The 17,810-nt window shown below is 43.3% G+C and carries 19 protein-coding genes; 10 read left to right on the top strand and 9 right to left on the bottom strand.

All coding sequences use genetic code 11. The annotated features are described in order from the left end of the window. The first annotated feature begins 200 nt into the window (after positions 1-200). From BUQ87_RS09350 to BUQ87_RS09315, 8 genes are all read left to right on the top strand, one after another. Positions 201-1,301, top strand: coding sequence for an NAD/NADP-dependent octopine/nopaline dehydrogenase family protein (locus BUQ87_RS09350; protein ID WP_038261844.1), 1,101 nt, complete (start codon positions 201-203; stop codon positions 1,299-1,301). Between the two features lie 292 nt (positions 1,302-1,593). Further along, positions 1,594-2,820 (top strand): glycosyltransferase family 4 protein, encoded by a 1,227-nt coding sequence (locus BUQ87_RS09345; protein ID WP_038261841.1) that lies wholly within the window; start codon positions 1,594-1,596, stop codon positions 2,818-2,820. Positions 2,821-2,984: 164 nt separating this feature from the next. Further along, positions 2,985-4,307, top strand: coding sequence for a Na+/H+ antiporter NhaC family protein (locus tag BUQ87_RS09340; RefSeq protein WP_038261839.1), 1,323 nt, complete (start codon positions 2,985-2,987; stop codon positions 4,305-4,307). A gap of 272 nt (positions 4,308-4,579) precedes the next feature. Then, positions 4,580-4,858, top strand: a complete 279-nt coding sequence (locus tag BUQ87_RS09335; RefSeq protein WP_038261836.1) for a hypothetical protein — start codon at positions 4,580-4,582, stop codon at positions 4,856-4,858. A gap of 303 nt (positions 4,859-5,161) precedes the next feature. Continuing rightward, positions 5,162-5,593: a DNA-directed RNA polymerase subunit alpha C-terminal domain-containing protein gene (locus tag BUQ87_RS09330; protein WP_038261833.1), complete on the top strand. Its 432-nt coding sequence runs from the start codon at positions 5,162-5,164 to the stop codon at positions 5,591-5,593. A 200-nt stretch (positions 5,594-5,793) separates the two neighbouring features. Then, a complete protein-coding gene (locus tag BUQ87_RS09325; RefSeq protein ID WP_052635904.1) occupies positions 5,794-7,686 on the top strand; it encodes a monovalent cation:proton antiporter family protein in 1,893 nt (630 codons plus the stop codon). Between the two features lie 98 nt (positions 7,687-7,784). After that, a complete protein-coding gene (locus tag BUQ87_RS09320) occupies positions 7,785-8,531 on the top strand; it encodes a peptidylprolyl isomerase (protein ID WP_038261831.1) in 747 nt (248 codons plus the stop codon). A 368-nt stretch (positions 8,532-8,899) separates the two neighbouring features. Continuing rightward, positions 8,900-10,495 carry a DEAD/DEAH box helicase gene (locus BUQ87_RS09315; protein WP_038261829.1) on the top strand — a complete coding sequence of 532 codons (1,596 nt, stop codon included), beginning with the start codon at positions 8,900-8,902 and terminating at the stop codon, positions 10,493-10,495. Between the two features lie 46 nt (positions 10,496-10,541). Here BUQ87_RS09315 and BUQ87_RS09310 read toward each other — a convergent pair whose 3' ends face one another. The 8 genes from BUQ87_RS09310 to BUQ87_RS09275 all read right to left on the bottom strand — a co-directional run bounded on the left by BUQ87_RS09310 (position 10,542) and on the right by BUQ87_RS09275 (position 14,862). Then, on the bottom strand, positions 10,542-12,161 hold the full coding sequence (locus tag BUQ87_RS09310; RefSeq protein WP_207647187.1) for a complex I subunit 5 family protein: 1,620 nt from the start codon (positions 12,159-12,161) through the stop codon (positions 10,542-10,544). Beyond that, a complete protein-coding gene (locus tag BUQ87_RS09305; RefSeq protein ID WP_038261824.1) occupies positions 12,158-12,490 on the bottom strand; it encodes a sodium:proton antiporter in 333 nt (110 codons plus the stop codon). The genes BUQ87_RS09310 and BUQ87_RS09305 overlap by 4 nt, the downstream gene beginning before the upstream one ends. Before the next feature lie 96 nt (positions 12,491-12,586). After that, positions 12,587-12,991 (bottom strand): MnhB domain-containing protein, encoded by a 405-nt coding sequence (locus BUQ87_RS09300; RefSeq protein ID WP_038261821.1) that lies wholly within the window; start codon positions 12,989-12,991, stop codon positions 12,587-12,589. Positions 12,992-13,003: 12 nt separating this feature from the next. After that, positions 13,004-13,291: a hypothetical protein gene (locus BUQ87_RS09295; protein WP_038261817.1), complete on the bottom strand. Its 288-nt coding sequence runs from the start codon at positions 13,289-13,291 to the stop codon at positions 13,004-13,006. Continuing rightward, entirely contained in the window at positions 13,272-13,814 is a 543-nt protein-coding gene (locus tag BUQ87_RS09290; protein ID WP_052635903.1) for a Na(+)/H(+) antiporter subunit B, read from the bottom strand. The genes BUQ87_RS09295 and BUQ87_RS09290 overlap by 20 nt, the downstream gene beginning before the upstream one ends. Then, complete coding sequence (gene mnhG / locus BUQ87_RS09285) at positions 13,804-14,130, bottom strand: monovalent cation/H(+) antiporter subunit G (protein ID WP_038261813.1); 327 nt, start codon at positions 14,128-14,130, stop codon at positions 13,804-13,806. Before mnhG ends, BUQ87_RS09290 begins: the two co-directional genes overlap by 11 nt. Continuing rightward, the gene (locus tag BUQ87_RS09280; RefSeq protein ID WP_052635902.1) at positions 14,127-14,384 is read right to left on the bottom strand and encodes an MrpF/PhaF family protein; all 258 of its coding nucleotides are present in this window, start codon (positions 14,382-14,384) and stop codon (positions 14,127-14,129) included. The genes mnhG and BUQ87_RS09280 overlap by 4 nt, the downstream gene beginning before the upstream one ends. A gap of 4 nt (positions 14,385-14,388) precedes the next feature. Further along, the gene (locus BUQ87_RS09275) at positions 14,389-14,862 is read right to left on the bottom strand and encodes a Na+/H+ antiporter subunit E (RefSeq protein WP_038261810.1); all 474 of its coding nucleotides are present in this window, start codon (positions 14,860-14,862) and stop codon (positions 14,389-14,391) included. A gap of 258 nt (positions 14,863-15,120) precedes the next feature. Here BUQ87_RS09275 and BUQ87_RS09270 point away from each other — a divergent pair, with 258 nt between their 5' ends. Beyond that, positions 15,121-15,957 carry a DegV family protein gene (locus tag BUQ87_RS09270; RefSeq protein ID WP_038261808.1) on the top strand — a complete coding sequence of 279 codons (837 nt, stop codon included), beginning with the start codon at positions 15,121-15,123 and terminating at the stop codon, positions 15,955-15,957. A 147-nt stretch (positions 15,958-16,104) separates the two neighbouring features. Here BUQ87_RS09270 and BUQ87_RS09265 read toward each other — a convergent pair whose 3' ends face one another. Continuing rightward, positions 16,105-17,169 carry an S-layer homology domain-containing protein gene (locus BUQ87_RS09265; protein ID WP_038261806.1) on the bottom strand — a complete coding sequence of 355 codons (1,065 nt, stop codon included), beginning with the start codon at positions 17,167-17,169 and terminating at the stop codon, positions 16,105-16,107. A gap of 399 nt (positions 17,170-17,568) precedes the next feature. Between BUQ87_RS09265 and BUQ87_RS09260 the strand changes: the two genes are divergently transcribed. Then, positions 17,569-17,739, top strand: a complete 171-nt coding sequence (locus BUQ87_RS09260) for a DUF362 domain-containing protein (RefSeq protein WP_038262319.1) — start codon at positions 17,569-17,571, stop codon at positions 17,737-17,739. Positions 17,740-17,810 lie beyond the last annotated feature (71 nt).

Genomic DNA, 17,810 nt, shown 5'->3' with positions numbered 1-17,810 from the left:
GACGGCCTTTATCTTCTCGAAACAGATACTTATAGAACCTGTGTGACAGCTAAGGTAAAAAACAGAATTACGCAAAAGTATTTTTGTGAGGGTTTGCATCCATATTTATCCAGGGTGGTTTAAATTTGGAATGATAAAAGCTCTAATTATAATATTCAAATTCTGAAAATGAAATAGAAAGCAAAAGGGAGGAAATTTTATTGAAAAAAATAGCGATACTTGGTGGTGGAAGCGGCGCGTTTGCAGCTGCGGCAGATCTTACACTTGCAGGACACAGAGTTACACTTTGTGCGGATGAAAGGCATAGGCACAGAATAGAGGAAGTTATTGAGAACAAGACCATAAAGCTTACCGGAGTCGGAAGGACAGGGGAGGCTCTGATTTATGATGTGACAACTGATCTTGAAAAGGCTTTTGCCGATGTTGACATAATAATGCCTGTAATACCGGCCTATACGCAGGCTGAGGTTGCAAGAACCATGGCGCCTTACATAAAAAAGGGCCACAATATAATACTTGCCCCGGGAAGCACGGGGGGAGCACTTTTAACGGCTAAAATACTACACGACATGGGCAGGCTTGACGGAGTGAAAATAGCTGAAATGCACACGCTTCCATATGCCGCCAGAAAGACTTCTCCAAGCAGCGCAAATATACTCCTTGAGTGCACCAAGCTATACTTTGCAGCATTCCCGGCAAAGTATAACGAGGAGATGTATGAGCTTGTAAAGGATGTATATCCATCATGCGAGCTTGTAAACGACGTGCTCGAAACATCGCTTAACAATGGAAATCCGGTTTCGCACCCGGCTCCTGTAGTCCTCAATGCCGGAAAGATAGAATATTTCAAAGGGGAGCATTACCACTACAGAGAAGGGATAACGCCTTCTGTTGCCAGGGTCAACGAAAGAGTGGACAGGGAAAGACAGGAGATATGCAGGGTGCTTGGGTACAAGGTGATAGATATAAAGGACAGGCTGTATGCAATGGGATACGCTCCAAAGAGAGAGACTCTTTACGAGTGCTACAGGGACAGCAAGGCATTCGATCCGCTTAAGGGCCCAAAGGACCTCAACGACAGATATCTTACAGAGGATACTCCTTATTCAATGGTTCTTCTTTCTAGCATAGCAAGACAGGTTGGAGTTTCGACTCCTGTAATGGATTCGGTTGTGACGCTTGCTTCGGCGCTCAAGGATGAAGACTACTGGGAGAATGGAAGAAGAGTCGAGCACATAGGAATAGACGGCATGGACATAGATCAGATAAAAAGCTTCCTGTATAATGGATATGAAGCGTAAAAGCCAGGAACATAAAATATAAAGTTATAATAGAAGAAATCACAGCCGGCCCGCATCGGGGCCGGCTTTTTGCTGTTGAAATATGGCCGTGCATGTGATATAAACTATTTATTATAGAAAAAGCTTATAAATAACACTTGAACTATAGAATATGCTTATAAAACGGGTATACATATTAAAAATATGCTGTTTGCATCGAGTATCCCTTCAGGGCGCATGGAACGGCTCCGGATTTACCCGTGCTGTTTGTGCGATATGCATATGTAATATATGTAATCAAGAGGTGATGAGATTGAAAAAAATACTTCATATAATAAGCCAGAGGCCCAAGAAGACGGGAAGCGGAATATTTTTAAGCGCACTAGTGGAAAATGCCCAGGAAAAAGGATATTCGCAGGCTGTGGTGTCCGGGATGGTCAGGGAGGACATTGAAGGCTGGAGAAGCGATGTACCTTTGTATCCTGTCGAATTTGAAAGCGAGAGGCTGCCGTTTCATGTAGTTGGAATGAGCGATGTAATGCCTTACAGCAGCACAAGGTATTCTGAAATGGACTGTGAAATGCTCGAAAAATGGAAGATTCAGTTTGAAGGCACTTTGGAAAAGGCTATAGATGAATTTCAGCCGGACATAATAATAAGCCACCATTTATGGATACTTACATCAATGGCGGCAAAAAACAGCAGGGGAATACCTGTGATTGGAATATGCCACGGAACGGATCTTAGGCAGCTTGAACTTTGCCCGCATTTCAGGGAACGGGTGATTGAAGGATGCAAAAACCTTTGCGGGGTGATGGCCTTAAACGAGCACCAAATGGATAAAATAAGCCGAATATATGGGATTCCAAAGTCCAGGATAAGCGTTTCGGGATGCGGATATGACTCGTGTGTATTCAATTTCGACGGAAGGGCGCAAACGGATAAAAGAGGAGTGGACATTGTATATGCGGGGAAACTCAGCTTTTCAAAGGGCCTTATGCAGCTTGTGGATGCTGTGGACGCTATTTGTGCCAAAGAAGACATAAGGCTTGTAATTGCTGGATCGGGAAGCGGACATGAGGAAAAGAGAATAAGGGAAAGAGCGGCAAAAAGCGCTGCCAAAATAGAATTTGCAGGAATGCTCAGCCACAGCCAGCTGGCGCAGTTGTTCAAAAAAAGCGACATATTCGTGCTGCCGTCTTTTTATGAAGGGCTGCCTCTTGTAATAGTGGAGGCGCTTGCGAGCGGGCTCAGGGTTGTTGCTACGGACATACCAGGAGTCAGGGGCTGGATGGGAGAAGATATAAACAAGAGCACAGCAATTGAATATGTGAAACTTCCAAGGCTGATTACCGACGTTCCGCATGAAGACGATGTCGATCTCTTTGTTCAAAGGCTCAAAACGGCAATAGAAGTCCAGATTAAAAACACAAGGGAATATGGAGATTCATGGATTGAATCTGTAAGGGATGGAATCCATTCGAAGAGCTGGAAAAGTGTTTTTGAACAGATAGAGCTAGCAATAGAATATTCTCTATAAGGAAGAGTTATTGAAAAAATAACAAGTATTAGTAAAAACTATTTTCAATAACACTTTCAAGAGTGTATAATCGTATTGCCGGCATAGTTGTGCAATTATTTTACAGCGCTCTGCAGCCTGCAGAGTTCAACTGGGACTAAAAAATAGGAATGGAGGAAAGGTCGATGGAAAAGAAAGCATCAAAGGGGAGTGCATTAGGACTTTTACCGCTTCTGGTTTTTTTAATTCTTTTTATAGGATCGGGAATAATAACCAAGGATTTTTACGCGATGCCAGTTCTCGTAGCTTTTGTAATAGCTACTGTCGTCGCGATAGGCATGAATACTAAAGTTTCGCTTGACGAAAAAGTAGAGGTGTTTTGCAAGGGAGCGAGCGATCCGAACATAATACTCATGTGCATAATATTCGTACTTGCGGGTGCGTTCGGTGCGGTTTCAAAGGCGATGGGAGGAGTTGAATCGACAGTCAACTTCGGACTTACAATACTTCCGCAGAATCTGCTTTTGGCGGGAACGTTTGTAATATGCTGCTTCATATCGCTTTCGATGGGAACCTCAATGGGTACGATAGTTGCACTTGCACCAATAGGCGTGGGAATATCGGAGCAAACTGGAATACCCGTTGCGCTTGCGCTTGCAGCCGTAGTGGGAGGGGCCATGTTTGGCGACAACCTTTCCATGATATCGGATACTACAATAGCGGCTACCAGAACGCAAGGTTGCGGAATGAAAGACAAGTTCAAGATGAACTTCATGATAGTTCTGCCTGCTGCTGTAATAACTGCGGCAATACTTGCGTTTTCGGCAGGTGGAGCGGCAAATGCGGTTTCGCAGCCTCATCCTTACAGCCTTGTAAAGATAATCCCGTACGTAGCTGTATTAGGGGCGGCTCTTATGGGGGTCAACGTTCTCGCAGTGCTTACGGGCGGAGTGGTGCTTTCGGGTGCCATAGGAATAATGAACGGAAGCTTCGGCATTATGGGACTTCTTCAGGCAGCCGCTCAGGGTATGCAGGGAATGGAAGACCTGGCCATGATAGCCATAGTAATAGGTGGGCTTGTTGAGCTTATAAAGCTAAATGGAGGAATAGACTTCCTTATATCGTTCATACACGGCAAGGTAAGCGGAAGAAGAGGCGGGGAATTCGGAATAGCCATTCTTACAAGCCTTGTCGATATATGCACTGCAAACAACACGATAACAATAGTCATGGCGGGACCTCTGGCGAAAGACATAGCCCAGGACTACGACATAGACCCAAAAAGGTCTGCCAGCCTTCTTGACATATTCTCAAGCTCTTGGCAGGGAATAATACCTTATGGGGCACAGCTTCTTGTGGCATCTGGAATAGGCGGTATCGCATCTTTTGAAATAGTCAAATACATGTACTATCCTTTCCTTACTATTGCAATGGGAGTGCTTGCTATAGTGTTTGGAATCCCCCAGTTCAAGGATTCTGAAAAGGGAAGCGAGTCAAAAATCGCCTAAAGCCCAAGCCTTGCGGACGTAAAATTGAATTATTGGCATTATCTCAGATGAAAATGTAAAATGCGGCCGCAGTGACTACTGCGTAGCCGCATTTTACATTTTGACTAGGCGCTTCCATATGGATTTTTGTGAATGTTTTAAAAGATTGGGTATAAACCAAACAAGTGAAAAATCGCACGTGCAGGGGATTATTGGCGGTTGTAACATAAGCATTAAGTCTGCATTGGCGATTGAATGTACATTCCAATCAAAAACAAATGGGGGGTATTATCATGGGTGTAATGAAAAAACTAGGCGAAAAGACTAAAGACGCTGCAAGCGCAATAGGCTCAAAAACTTCGGAAGCTGTTGAAAAGCACAGCCTTAATGTGGAAAAAGGAAAGCACGAGAAGGAAATAAAGGAAAAGAAGGACTCAATAGGAGAATACGTCTATTCTGCTTACTCAAACGGTGAGGAACCTGACAAGGCAAAGCTGCTTACAATGGTGGATGAAATAAAGAAAATAGAAGTGCAGATAATGGAGATAGACGAAAAGCTTAAAGAAAAATAGAAAGGCAAGTGCGGATTAATGTAGAAAGTCATAATGTGAAAAATTCCTCGGACAACTAAGCCGGGGAATTTTAATGAGGCGATAATGCATGAAAATTCTAAAATTGACCGATATTGAATTGTTTGCAGAATAAATATAAACTATGCAAATAATTATAATAAAATACAATAACAACTACGAAAGCCATTAAAAAAAGGTATTGGACAATTGCTAAAAACGGAATTAAAATGAACAAGTCGAATAAAGTTTCAAAGAATGTGAAAAACAAAACAAAAATAATTTCAAAATGCATGGAGGGGTAGCATGAGAGGCGTTAATAAGACACCTATTGAAGAACTTAGGTTTTCAATAAGAACCTATAACTGCCTTAGAAGGGGAAATATAAGATATGTCGAGGAGCTTTCGGAAAAAAGCAAGGAGGATCTTCTTGCCATAAGAGGGCTTGGATACAGCACACTTAAAGAGATAATGAGTGTCATGGGGGGAGATATATCCCACTCGCTTAAAACATACAAGACGTGGGAAGTTTTGAAAATGTTAAGCGGCAATCCAAACAGGGTATTCAGGAGTGATTCTGGGGAGCACATTACGCTCAAGAAAAGCGAAAACGACAAGAATAAGTTTGAATTGTTCAATCCGGTGTCAGGGGAGAACGTATGCATAAACCACATATATTTCGACAAGAGGCAGTGTCAATGGGAAGAGATGAAAAGCGATGTCAAAGCCGCCATTTAAAATGGCGGCTTTGACATTTGGGATAAAAGTGTATTACCAGCCGCTTATAATATGCAATTGAAGCGATGGGCCGGTGCTGAATTTTAATAAGTAATATTACGCCAAATTGTGATAAAATATAAAAAACGAAAAGTCAAAATTCAGACACAAGTATGCAAATGCATACACACATATAAATTTTAGAAGGGGGTTGCTAAATAGTGGAACATGGAGACATATCGTATATATCGCTGCTCGTGATAGTTCTTTTGGCGCTTTTTGTGCCCATAGTCATAAATAAGTTTAAGTTCTTGCCAATACCCATAGTGGTGGGGGAGATAATAGCGGGTATGATAGTGGGAAAGAGCGGACTTGGTCTTATAGAAGAATCGTCGTGGCTGACATTCCTATACACTTTCGGACTTGTGTTTTTGATGTTTCTGTCAGGGCTTGAAATAGACTTCAAGTTCATAAAGCCTGCAAGAAGGGAAGGCCAGAAATGGCACAAGGATCCCGTGGTAACGGCGATCATGATATTTGTAATGACACTGAGCTTCTCGTTTGCAATATCTTCACTGCTCAAAAATATGGGACTTGTGAGAAATGCGTATCTGATGACTCTCATACTCAGCACTACATCGCTGGGCATAGTGGTGCCCATACTGAAGGAAAAGAATCTCATAAATACGGATTTTGGACAGACTATACTGCTTTCGGCAATAGTCTCGGATTTTGGAACAATGACACTGATAACTTTTTTCATAGCGTTTTACACTTCCGGAGCCACGTACAAGGTTCTTCTTTCATTGCTTCTTTTCGTCGCGTTTTTCGTGGTGCACAAGGCGGCAAGCAAGGTCACAAAGAACAAGGTGATAGAGGATATTTTGCATGAGCTTTCGCATGCCACCTCCCAGATACAGGTCAGGGGGACGTTTGCGCTGATACTTGTATTCATAGCGCTTTCTCAGGTTCTGGGAACGGAGATAATACTCGGGGCGTTTTTGGCAGGGGTCATAGTGTCGTTCATCACGGAAGGGGAAGGCTCGCAGCTCTCGTCAAAGCTTGATGCGATAGGATATGGCTTTTTCATACCCATATTCTTTATAATGGTAGGGGCCAATTTCGACATAAAGGATGTGCTTTCAAACCCTAAGGCCGTAATACTTATGCCGGGGCTTTTGGCTGCCGCATACGCCGTGAAGTTCATACCGGCGCTTATGCTAAAGAGAAGCTATCCTCTTAAGATGGCTTCGGCTGCGGGATTCTTGCTCTCGTCGAGGCTCAGCCTTATAATAGCTGCAAGCGCCATAGGCCTTAAACTTGGAATACTGAGCAAGGAAGTCAATGGAAGCGTGATACTTGTTGCAATAGCTACATGTACGCTTTCACCGCTTTTCTTCAACCATATGATGGGAAAAGTCGAGGAGCCTGAAAAGAAGAAGACTTTCATAATTGGAATAAATGAAAAAAGCCTTCTCATCATAAGGAGGCTCAAAAAAATCGGAGTGGATGTTGTCGCAATAGCGTTTAGAGAAGACAAAATCGACAGCTCGGCATATGCAGGAGGAAGCCTTCACATAGGAGACCCTTCGGACATGGAATGGCTACGTTCCACCGGGATAGAGCAGGCAAAGACCGTAGTGGTTTCTTATGCCGACGAGAATATATACCCCAAGGTGTGCAAGATATGCGACGTTTTAAAGAGGGATGTGGGAATAGAAAAAGTGATACTTGCCACTAACAATTCCAAAGTCCCAAGCTGCATAGACCTTGAAAGCGTAGTGGCGATATCGCCTGACTTTGCAAGCGCGCTTATAATAGAAAACCTCATAATAGCGCCGAATGCGACCGAGATATTATTCCAGCACCAGGACGAATTCTATGTGGCGGAAATAAAGGTTCACAACCTAGACATTGCAGGAAGGGCCATATCAAAGCTCAGCCTGCCGGGAGACTGCCTGATACTTTCAATACTGAGGGAAGACGAAAAGATAATACCTCACGGAAACGACGTTCTCGAATTTGGGGACACTCTGATGATTGTTGGAAGCCGCGAAGATGTCGAGAGGGTGAGATTCATGTTCTCCGGAATACAATACCTTGGAGGGGCGTAGGTGGAAAGTGCCACTGTGGTTTTACAGCGGGCCCCATTTATGTTAATATGACATTAGCGCGTGAGCATAAAAATTGATTTAAAAGGAGATTACTGCACATGAGTGAAAACAAAATACTTGCAAAAGTTAACGGAAAAGAAATAAAGCAAAGCGATTTGGACTTCCTGCTTCAAAGCCTGGGACCTCAAAGAGCCATGCAGTTCCATTCGGAGGAAGGAAGAAAGCAGCTTGTTGACGAGCTTATACATCAGGAGCTTTTCTACATTGACGCACTTGAGAGCAATATAGGCGAAGATGAAGAATTCGTAGCAGAGCTTGAAAATGCAAAAATCAACCTTCTTAAGCAGTACGCTATAAGAAAGCTTCTTCAATCGGTTAAGGTTGAAACTGAAGAAGTTGCAAAGTACTATGAAGAAAACAAGGACAGATTCAAGACTGAAGAAGCGGTTCAGGCAAGCCACATACTGGTTGAGACAAAAGAGCAGGCTGAAGATGTAGCAAAAGAAATAGGCGAAGGACTTGACTTTGCAGAAGCTGCTGAAAAATACTCTAAGTGCCCATCTAAAGGAAACGGCGGAGATCTTGGAGAATTCACAAAAGGAAAAATGGTTCCAGAATTCGAAGAAGTTGCATTCGTACTTCCAGTTGGAGAGATAAGCGAGCCTTTCTCTACGCAATTCGGATTCCACATAGTCAAGGTTACAAACAAAACTGAAGGTTCTCAAAAATCACTTGAGGAATCAAAAGCTGAAATAGCAAGAATGCTTCTTATGAAGAAGCAGCAGGAAGCATACGTTGCAAAGACAGATGAACTTAAGGAAAAGAACAGCGTAGAGGTTCTTTAATATAGGACTTTGATATATACCGGCCGTAATCTTGCATTTTGGGATTTCTGGCACATAATAAAGCCCCCATTCCGTTTTGAAACTCTGGCTGTTCGAGCACAGCTAGTTTCAAAGTTTTCTGGAATGGGGGCTTTCGTTTATCCCTTTTGGCGAAGGCCGACAGGGAATTATATCTGGCAAACGTTTTACATGGACACAAACTCATTTGTTCGGAAAAATATTCAAATTAACCGTAAAATAACTTGCAAGTTTTAAAATTTAAATATATAATTGAGAAGCCGGCAAATCGTAAACAATCGTAAACAATGGGAAGCATGGCGCCAAACGTAGGCGCGGCATGGATATGTTATAATCGAAAGGAAGTATATATGGAAAACAATGGATTCAAAAAACTAAACCTGTCAGACAAGGTGTTAAGAGCGGTTTCAGAAATAGGCTTTACAGAGCCGTCAGCAATACAGGAGAGCGCAATTCCACTTGTTATGCAGGGTAATGATATAATAGGACAGGCAAAGACGGGAACAGGAAAAACAGCGGCATTTGGAATACCAGCGGTTGAAGCAGCGGATCCAAGTGACAAGAGCGTTCAGGTTCTAGTGCTTTGTCCAACGAGAGAGCTTGCGGTACAGGTTACTGGAGAGCTTAAGAAATTTGCGAAATACAAAAAAGGAATAAACACACTAGCCATATATGGCGGTCAGTCTATAAGCACTCAGCTCAAGGCGCTTGGAAAGGGAGTCCAGATAGTTGCGGGAACTCCTGGAAGAGTAATGGACCACATGAGAAGAGGAAGCCTTAAGCTTGACAATCTTCAAATGCTTATACTTGACGAAGCGGATGAAATGCTTGACATGGGCTTTAGAGAAGACATAGAGACAATACTTGCTGAAACTGGAAGCGAAAGACAGACTGTATTTTTCTCGGCTACAATGCCTAAGGAAATAATGCAGATGTCCAAAAAATACCAGAAAAAAGACAGGCAAGTTATAAAGGTTGAAGGAAAGAACCTTACAGCCGATGCTATAGAGCAGGTATACATGAGAGTAAGACAAAAGGAGAGGGCCGAAATGCTTTCGAGGCTTCTTGAAATACACTCTCCAAGACTTTCTCTAGTGTTTTGCAACACTAAAAGAGGCGCTGACGAGCTTTCGGACGCTCTTTCTGCAAAAGGCCATTTTGTTGACGCCCTTCACGGCGACATGAGCCAGCAGAGAAGAGACAGCGTAATGAACAAGTTCAGGAACGGAATAATAAGGGTTCTTGTAGCTACAGACGTTGCGGCAAGAGGACTTGACGTAGACAATGTCGATGCGGTATTCAACTTCGAGGTTCCTCAGGACATAGAATACTACGTCCACAGGATAGGAAGAACCGGAAGAGCCGGCAACAAGGGTAAATCGTTCACTTTTGCATGGGGCGGAGAAGCTGGAAGGCTTCAGAGAATAGAAAAGTATACAAAAGCTCCTATAAACAAGGTGAACCCACCTTCAGCGGAAGATGTTCAAAAGCTTAAGCTTGGCTCTGTAGTTGAACAAATCATCCAAAAAGCAGAGGAAACGCCTAAAAAGGCCTACCTTAAAGCGGCAAAAGATCTTCTTGCGAAATCAGACGCTTCACCAGAAGAGATCATAGCTACATTCATAGCGATGAACTGCAGCACGGGCGCAGAAGAGCCTGTTGAGGCGGTTGACAATGCATTTGAAGATACAGGTGCAAGAGAATCGGGAATGGTAAGGCTTTTCCTTAACGCCGGAAGAAGACAAAAGCTAAGAGCGAGGGATATAATAGGCGCGATAGCTGGAGAATCCGGAATAGAAGGAAAGAAAGTCGGAAGAATAGACATATACGACAAATTCACATTTGTCGAAGTTGCAAAAGACTGCTGCAGACAGGTTATTAGAAGCATGGACGGAGCAGAGATAAGAGGAAGCAGAGTTTCAATGGAACCTGCCAACGCAAGATAACAAAGTAAAAGTGCAGCCCCTATTCCCAAGTGGAATAGGGGCTTTTTTATTGTATGATCACAGCGCTCATAACCACCACGAACCCCACTAGAAACATGCACGCATTTGCAAATGAAACATCAAAATGCCTTATATTCTTTACCCACACAGGATCATGCTTTAGCACAAGCTTGTAGAGTGCAAATCCCGCAAACATCGTAAGAACATACTCCCCAATCTTTCGGGGCGATATTATAATTATGTCCGGAACTGGAACCTCCACAAGTAAGTTTGCCATCTCTATATAAAAGGCCGCCGTGACTATGCACCCTATGGAGAGTATCAAAAGGGGTACGTTTTCTGTTATCCTTTTTTTGCGCCTCATTGAGACCCCCTTTACATTTATGAAGAATATCTGGGAGAGCTTTATGAAAGATGCCGCAGTTCCGATGTTTACAAGCTGGAGAACAATAAGCTCCCAGGGCGTCTTCTTGAGTGAGTATGCCACTATGCTCTTTCCGACGTATCCGTTGAGATAAGGCATTCCGGTTATTGAAAGCATGCCTATTATCATGAATATTGAAGTCATGGGCAGCCGTGCAAAAACGCCCCGTATCTGCATTACATTCTTGTTTTTATACTCCGATATTATTATTCCGGCGCCCAGAAACAGCAGCGACTTGAGAAGGCTGTGGTTCATAAGGTGCAAAAGCCCTCCAGAGTATAAAAACCCCTTGAAAGGCCCTATGCCCATGAACATTATGCCTATTTGAGATACTGTGCTAAACGCAAGTATAAGCTTTATGTCATTTTGGCAAAGGGCGAACAGCACCCCTAAAAAGGCGGTCAATGAGCCGAGTACGGCAAGGGGCATGTCCATTGAAGAATAGTGGAAAACCTCGTTCAGCCTTATGAACTCGTACAGCCCGCTTTTGACAAGAAGCCCGGAAAGAAGGGCTGAAATTGCCGAAGGAGCCGCGCTGTGAGCTTTCGGAAGCCATGTGTAAACCGGGAAGAATGCGGACTTGACGCCAAACGCCGCGGTTATCATGACATATGCCATCCTGACCGAAAAGTTGTCCTTGAAAGGCCCTATGGACGTCTTTATAAGCTGGAGGTTTAGAGTCCCGCATACCGAATATATTATTATGAACGCCACAAGATAAAAAAGCATCCCTGCGTTGTTGAATATCAGATAGTAAAATCCGGCCTTGAGTGCGGCCCCGTCCTTTTTGAATGTTATCAGCATCGTGGATATTATGGTCACTATCTCTATGAATACAAAGAGATTGAAAAGGTCGTTGCTCATGAGAAGCCCCATGAAGGTCCCCTCCAAAAAGAGTATGAAAAACAGATAATTGCTGCTGTATTTTTCATAGAAAGCAAATACTATTACGCACCACCATATTATTACGCTCATTACGGCGAAGCTCATTGAAAGGTGGTCGTTTCTAAGCGTTACGCCTGCAAAGCGGGCCCAGCCCCCTATTGAAACTATATGCATGTCCATGTTGAATATCCTGTAGAAATAGAAAGTGCAGGCGGCGGAAAGCAGCATCTGGCATGAAACGGAAACCAAAATGGCATGGCGGCTGTGTATCAGGTAGAGTATAAGCGATGAAACTATAGGTATGAATATTATGTATATGGGAAGAAGGTCGAGTCCCAAAATTTCATATTCCATCATATTTTCCCCTTTCTGAAAAGATCGGCCCATTCAAGCGTTCCGTATTCGTGGAAAAGCTTTATGGATATCATAAGGGCAAGCGACGTGACCGATGCCCCTATCACTATGGCTGTTATCATAAGAGCCTGGGGGAGAGGATCTACAAACGAGGCGCCAATAGTCCCTACAATGGGGATGGAGTCGCCTTTTGAATGAACTATGCCCAGAAAAAGAAGTATTATGCCCGCCTGGGATATGTTCAGGCACACCACGGACTTTATCAGATTTTTGGAGTTGCAAAGGCCGTAAAGCCCTATTATTATTACAAGAGAAGAAAAGTATATTTCCACCTTCGAAAGCCCCCTTCGAATTTACTGTCTGCCTTTTTTATATTTCATATACAATGTTTTATATCCTGCTGACGGCCGTTCATACAACAGCGGCCGCTACCCATCCTCTTCCACGAATATTGAGAATATTGAGGTTATGCCAAGCGCGACCTTGAAGCCTATGAATATGTTCATAAACAGCAAAAACAGCCGCTTTGTATCAAGAGGAACGCCTTTTGGGAAAAAGTTGGTGAAAGCCTCGCCCCTTGTAAAAACGGACACAAGAGAAAGAAGTATTATTCCCAGATATAGAAGTTTTTCAAGCTTTATGAGGTTGTGAACGTCGAAAGTCTGCCTGCCGCTGGCTATGTAGGAGGCTATATATGCGCTTGCAAGTATTGCGCCTCCTTGAAATCCACCGCCGGGAGAGCTGTCCCCGAACATTATCACGTACACTCCGAACATTAGCATGAACGGGTGCAGGAACCTTGCCATGTATACGAGCAGCAGAGAATGCTTCAACTTAACCGCCTCCTAGTCTATTGAATCTTCGGATTTTGAAATATGAAGAACGCCGGCTATTGTCACAAGGAGAAGGCTGGACTCGAATATTGAGTCCAAAAGCCTGTAGTCGAGGTATATAGCGGCGACTATGTTGCTGGCGCCCGTGTCCATATAGCCGTTTCCCATGAAAAAATCCTTTGAAATACTGCTTATGGAGCCCGATGACTCCGCTGCGGCAGCAGAAAGTGCCCAAAGGCAAAATGCCAGCATTGAAAGAAGGGTCGTCTCCCTGAGTATTTTAATCAAAGATTTCTTCATCGCTAATCATCTCCACTCTTATGTCGTCATATGGGATCAGCATGGATTCGAGCCTTTTCATAAGGAGGCTCGATGACTTGCCCTTTATGACATATGTTTCATCGGACTTTGATATGAAAAGGTCTACATTGCTTATCTTCAAGAACCCGCAGAATTTGCCGTCCTCATTCGGGCAGAGCACAAGGCTCAGGCCGTATATTGAGCAGAATCTCGACAGCAGCTCGTATCCGGTTCCCGCCTTTCCGCCGGGAAGCTCCTTGCTCAAAAAATCGTCAAAAATATAGCTCACCACCACGAACTCCTTCTGGCGTGATATTGCTATTATGAAAATCACGGGTATGAACGCGCTTCCCACTGCCACTTCGGCAAGAGCCACATCGGGAGCGCTATATATAAAATAAAGCGTTGCGCATATTAGCGAAAAAACGCTGTAGAGTATTACACTTTTGAAAAGGTCCTTTTGAAGCACTATTGAAACGGAGCACACCGTAAGTATAATTAGCAGAAGTGAATCACTCATCATGGCCCTCCTCCTTCAAATACTCGTCCTCAGGGTCCTTGACCTCGACATCTATGCCGGTTTCAAACGCCGACCTGGCTATTATGTGGCTGCTTATGGGCGTTGTAACGAGCATTATGACCAGTATAAGGAATATCTTGAGCGAAAACTGCCAGGTTGTCGCCCTGAGCATAAGGGCTATAAGGAGTGTTATCATTGCTGCCGTGTCTATTTTGCTTCCGGTGAGAAGCCTTGAGTATATGCTCTTGAACCTGAACGTTCCGAGCAGTCCGAAAGCTATGTACACGCAGACCATTACAAGCAGAAAATCAGATATCATTTTTGACGCCCCCCCCTTAGGATGTAGCTGGAAAGAAGCGTAACGCCCAAAAATCCAACCACCACATATGCTATTGATATGTCAAGAAGCCTCAAATTGCCCATGTAGACGGAATAGGCGGTAAGAAGCATCACTGTTTTGGCCGATATGAGATTCAGGGCGAGCAGCCTGTCCCATATGGTAGGTCCTATAATGGCCTTTACAAGAGAAAGCGCCGTTGCCGCTGTTATGAAGTATATTGTGAAAAGAAGCATGTTATCACCATCCCCCCAGCCTGTCTTCGAATGATTTTTTGATTCCGGATTGAATATCAGATGGCATTTTTTTGCCGTCTGAAGTTAGAACCATAAGCGTATTTTCATTGGCGTCTATTGCTATGGTTCCCGGAGTCAGTGTTATTGAATTTGCAACCGCGGCCACTATGAATGGGTTTGAGGTGCGAAGCCTCACCTTTACGACCACAGGGTGCGTATCATTTTTTATTATTCTGGCCATGTAGAGGAACGAAGACTTGTATATTTCGAATATCAAAAACACCGTGTATACGCACAGTGTGAAAATATTCGGGATTCTAGTCGGTCTTTCGGACTTGAAAAACACATTCGTAGAAACCGAGGATATGGCAGCCGAGACCAAAGCTCCGGAAACCATGTTCACGGCAGATGTGTCCGCCGTCAAAAGCATATAAAAAATAAAAAGAGCCATTGAAAGACGCATTGTCTCCCATTTCATAAATTCATCCTCCTTCAAATCTGAAATTGCTTTACTTAGGAATTTACCCAATAATGGCGAGCTGAAATTAAAAATATCAATTTTACATGAATGCTTTGCTGTTTTGGAAAAGTGATATGTGGTATTTAATTAAATGAGAATGGGAGTTTCGTATTTTCCATGAAATATAAAGCTCCTGTATACTATAATGGATATAGGAACATGTGAGCATTCAGTGCATCATCAGGTTCGATATGAATTTTGGAAGGAGAAATAACAATGGAATATAAGATAGTGGGAGACAGCTGCTTCGACACAAACAGGGAGATACAAGAGAGCCTGAGCCCCCAGATAGTGCCGCTGACAATACAGGTGGGAGATGTGAGCATAAGGGACGATGAAAATCTGGACACGCTCGAGCTCATAAAAATAATAAAGGAGTCGCCAAAGGCGCCCAAGACGGCAAGCCCTTCTCCTTTGGACTATGTAAAGGCATATGAAGGCGCGCAAGGGGTCTTTGCGGTGACGCTTTCATCGAAGCTGAGCTCGAGCTATTCTAGCGCTCAGCTTGCGAAGGAAATGGCGCTTGAAAATGACAATGACAAATTCATACACGTGTTTGACTCTAAAAGCGCGACGATAGCTGAGACTCTCATAGGCCTGAAGATAAAGGAGCTTTTAGACCAAAATCTTGAAGGGGGCGAGATAGTCCAAAGGGTTGAGCAGTATATAGGCGGAATGAAGACGCTTTTCATACTCGAATCGCTGGACACACTCATAAAGGCCGGAAGGATAAGCCGCATAGCGGGAATAATAGGAACGGCCCTTTCGATAAAGCCCATAATGGGGGCCGACGAACACGGCAACATCTATCTCGTTGAAAAGGCAAGAGGCTCTAAAAAGGCTTTCAAAAGGCTTGTGGAGCTCATAGGAGAGAGTGCAGTGAATATGGAAGGAAAGATAATTGGCATATCCCATGTGAACTGCCTTGAAAAGGCCGAAAGCCTTAAGGTGCAGATGCAGGAGAATTTCTCATTCAAGGATGTCGTAATAGTCGAGGGAAAGGGAATAACAACGGTATACGCAGGCGAAGGCGGCATAGTGGTGGCGTTTTAAGGGGGCTTGCAGGTATGAACAGCCGTTAGTCTTACGTTTTGAGGTTTCTTGCATTTTATAGAATATGACACTGAAAAACTAAAAAACCCTGTCATTCAAACAGTTTTGTTTAAATGGCAGGGTTTTGTTAATGAATGTGAAATGTGGTTATCTGGTTATCTGTATCATTACTACAGGGTTTTCTCCTGTCGAGTTCGAGAATCTGAGTTTCCATCCGTCGACATCCGCGTTTTTGATGCTGTCTGTTCCGGCGTTCATGTTTTCGATTCCCATGTCGATCACGCCTGAATAGTTGTAAGGCATTATTGTCTTTAGGTATTCGTTTAGCAGAGTCTTGGACTCGTCGCTCATGTCAGGATCGAAGCTTATCATGTAGTCGTAGCCTCTTGTGTTTTTAAGGCTCTCAGTCATGACGTCTATCATGAAGTCATAAGTGTAAGGCTTGCCCTTCGAAAGTGTTTCCTGGCTTGGGTTGTTGCTGAAGTCTGAATTGTATATGAAGCCAGTGCCTGTCGATTCGTTTAATACGAAGTTCTTTGCATAAGGCTGAACGAAGTTTCTAGTCTCTGTGAATCGTTTGTCGTACATTGTCTGTGAAGGCGGTTTCCTTGAATCGGTGCTCAGTATCCTGTCTATTACAACGCTTGCCTCGGCTCTTGTAAGAGTGTTGTAAGGCATGAATGTGTTGTCTGGATAACCAGTGATTATTCCCTCGAAGAATGCATCCTTCACAAATTCCTTGTACTCCGATTCTATTGTGTCGAAATCAGTTATATATGAGTTGATGTCCCTGTCGACAGGTATGATCCTTGTAGAACGAACTGCGAGTTTTGCCATCTCGCGTCTTGTTATAGGCTGGTCTATAGAGTCCAAATTGAAAAATTTCCTGTCGCCCTCGTCGAGAAGTTCTTTTGTGTATGCCTTGTCAAGCCATGCCGTTACCCAGTGCTCGCCGTATTTTGACTGCTCGCTGTATTCAAGCGATGCCATTACCATCTTTAAGAATTCAGCTCTTGTGACAGTGTTTTGAGGTCTGAATGAATTGTCGTTATACCCTCCGATTATTTTTTGGCTTGCAAGCTTTTCTACGCTTTTAAAATACCAGTCGCTTGCCTGCACATCTGAAAATGTCGCTGCGAATATGGCTGATGGGAAAATCATCATGGCGGCCACTATCAGGGCGGTGAAACTCTTTAAAAACCTTTTCTTCATAAATAATACCATCCTTTCATAGATATGTATTTGAGGGAAGGAGTATATTTGAAAAAAATACAAATCCCACTAATTTTAGTATATACCCAAAGATATTAAAAATCCACATGGAATTAACACAAGATTAACATGTTAAAGCACCTTATCAACAGTACCCACAGAATTATCCACAATATTTTTCACAATTACGATAAAAAAACAGAATTATCAACAATATACACAACTTATCAACACCTTAAAGGCAATTGAAGTCTAAAAAAATGGAATTTTGGAGAACTCGTGGAAATTTTTGTTGTTTTAAAAAAATTCCTTTGCAAACTGGTGAAGAATAATTATAATGGAGGTAGAGATAATGAAATCATTATCAAAAAAATAAAAACATTAGAGGAGGACTTTAAAATGGCTTACAAAATCACTGATGCATGTGTAAACTGTGGAGCTTGTGAATCTGAGTGTCCAGTTAACGCTATAAGCGCTGGAGACGGACTATATGTTGTAGATGCTGCAACTTGCATAGACTGCGGAGCTTGTGCAAGCGTTTGTCCAGTAGACGCACCACAGCCAGAATAATAAGAGGCTACATAAAAGCAGAAACTGCCGGCAGGTCCGGCAGTTTTTTTTGTACAAAAAAATCACAAAGA

Origin of the sequence: Peptoclostridium litorale DSM 5388 (assembly GCF_900141635.1) — a bacterium.
Classification (GTDB): Bacteria; Bacillota; Clostridia; order Peptostreptococcales; family Peptostreptococcaceae; genus Peptoclostridium; species Peptoclostridium litorale.
This window is presented reverse-complemented; position numbering and strand designations above follow the sequence as displayed.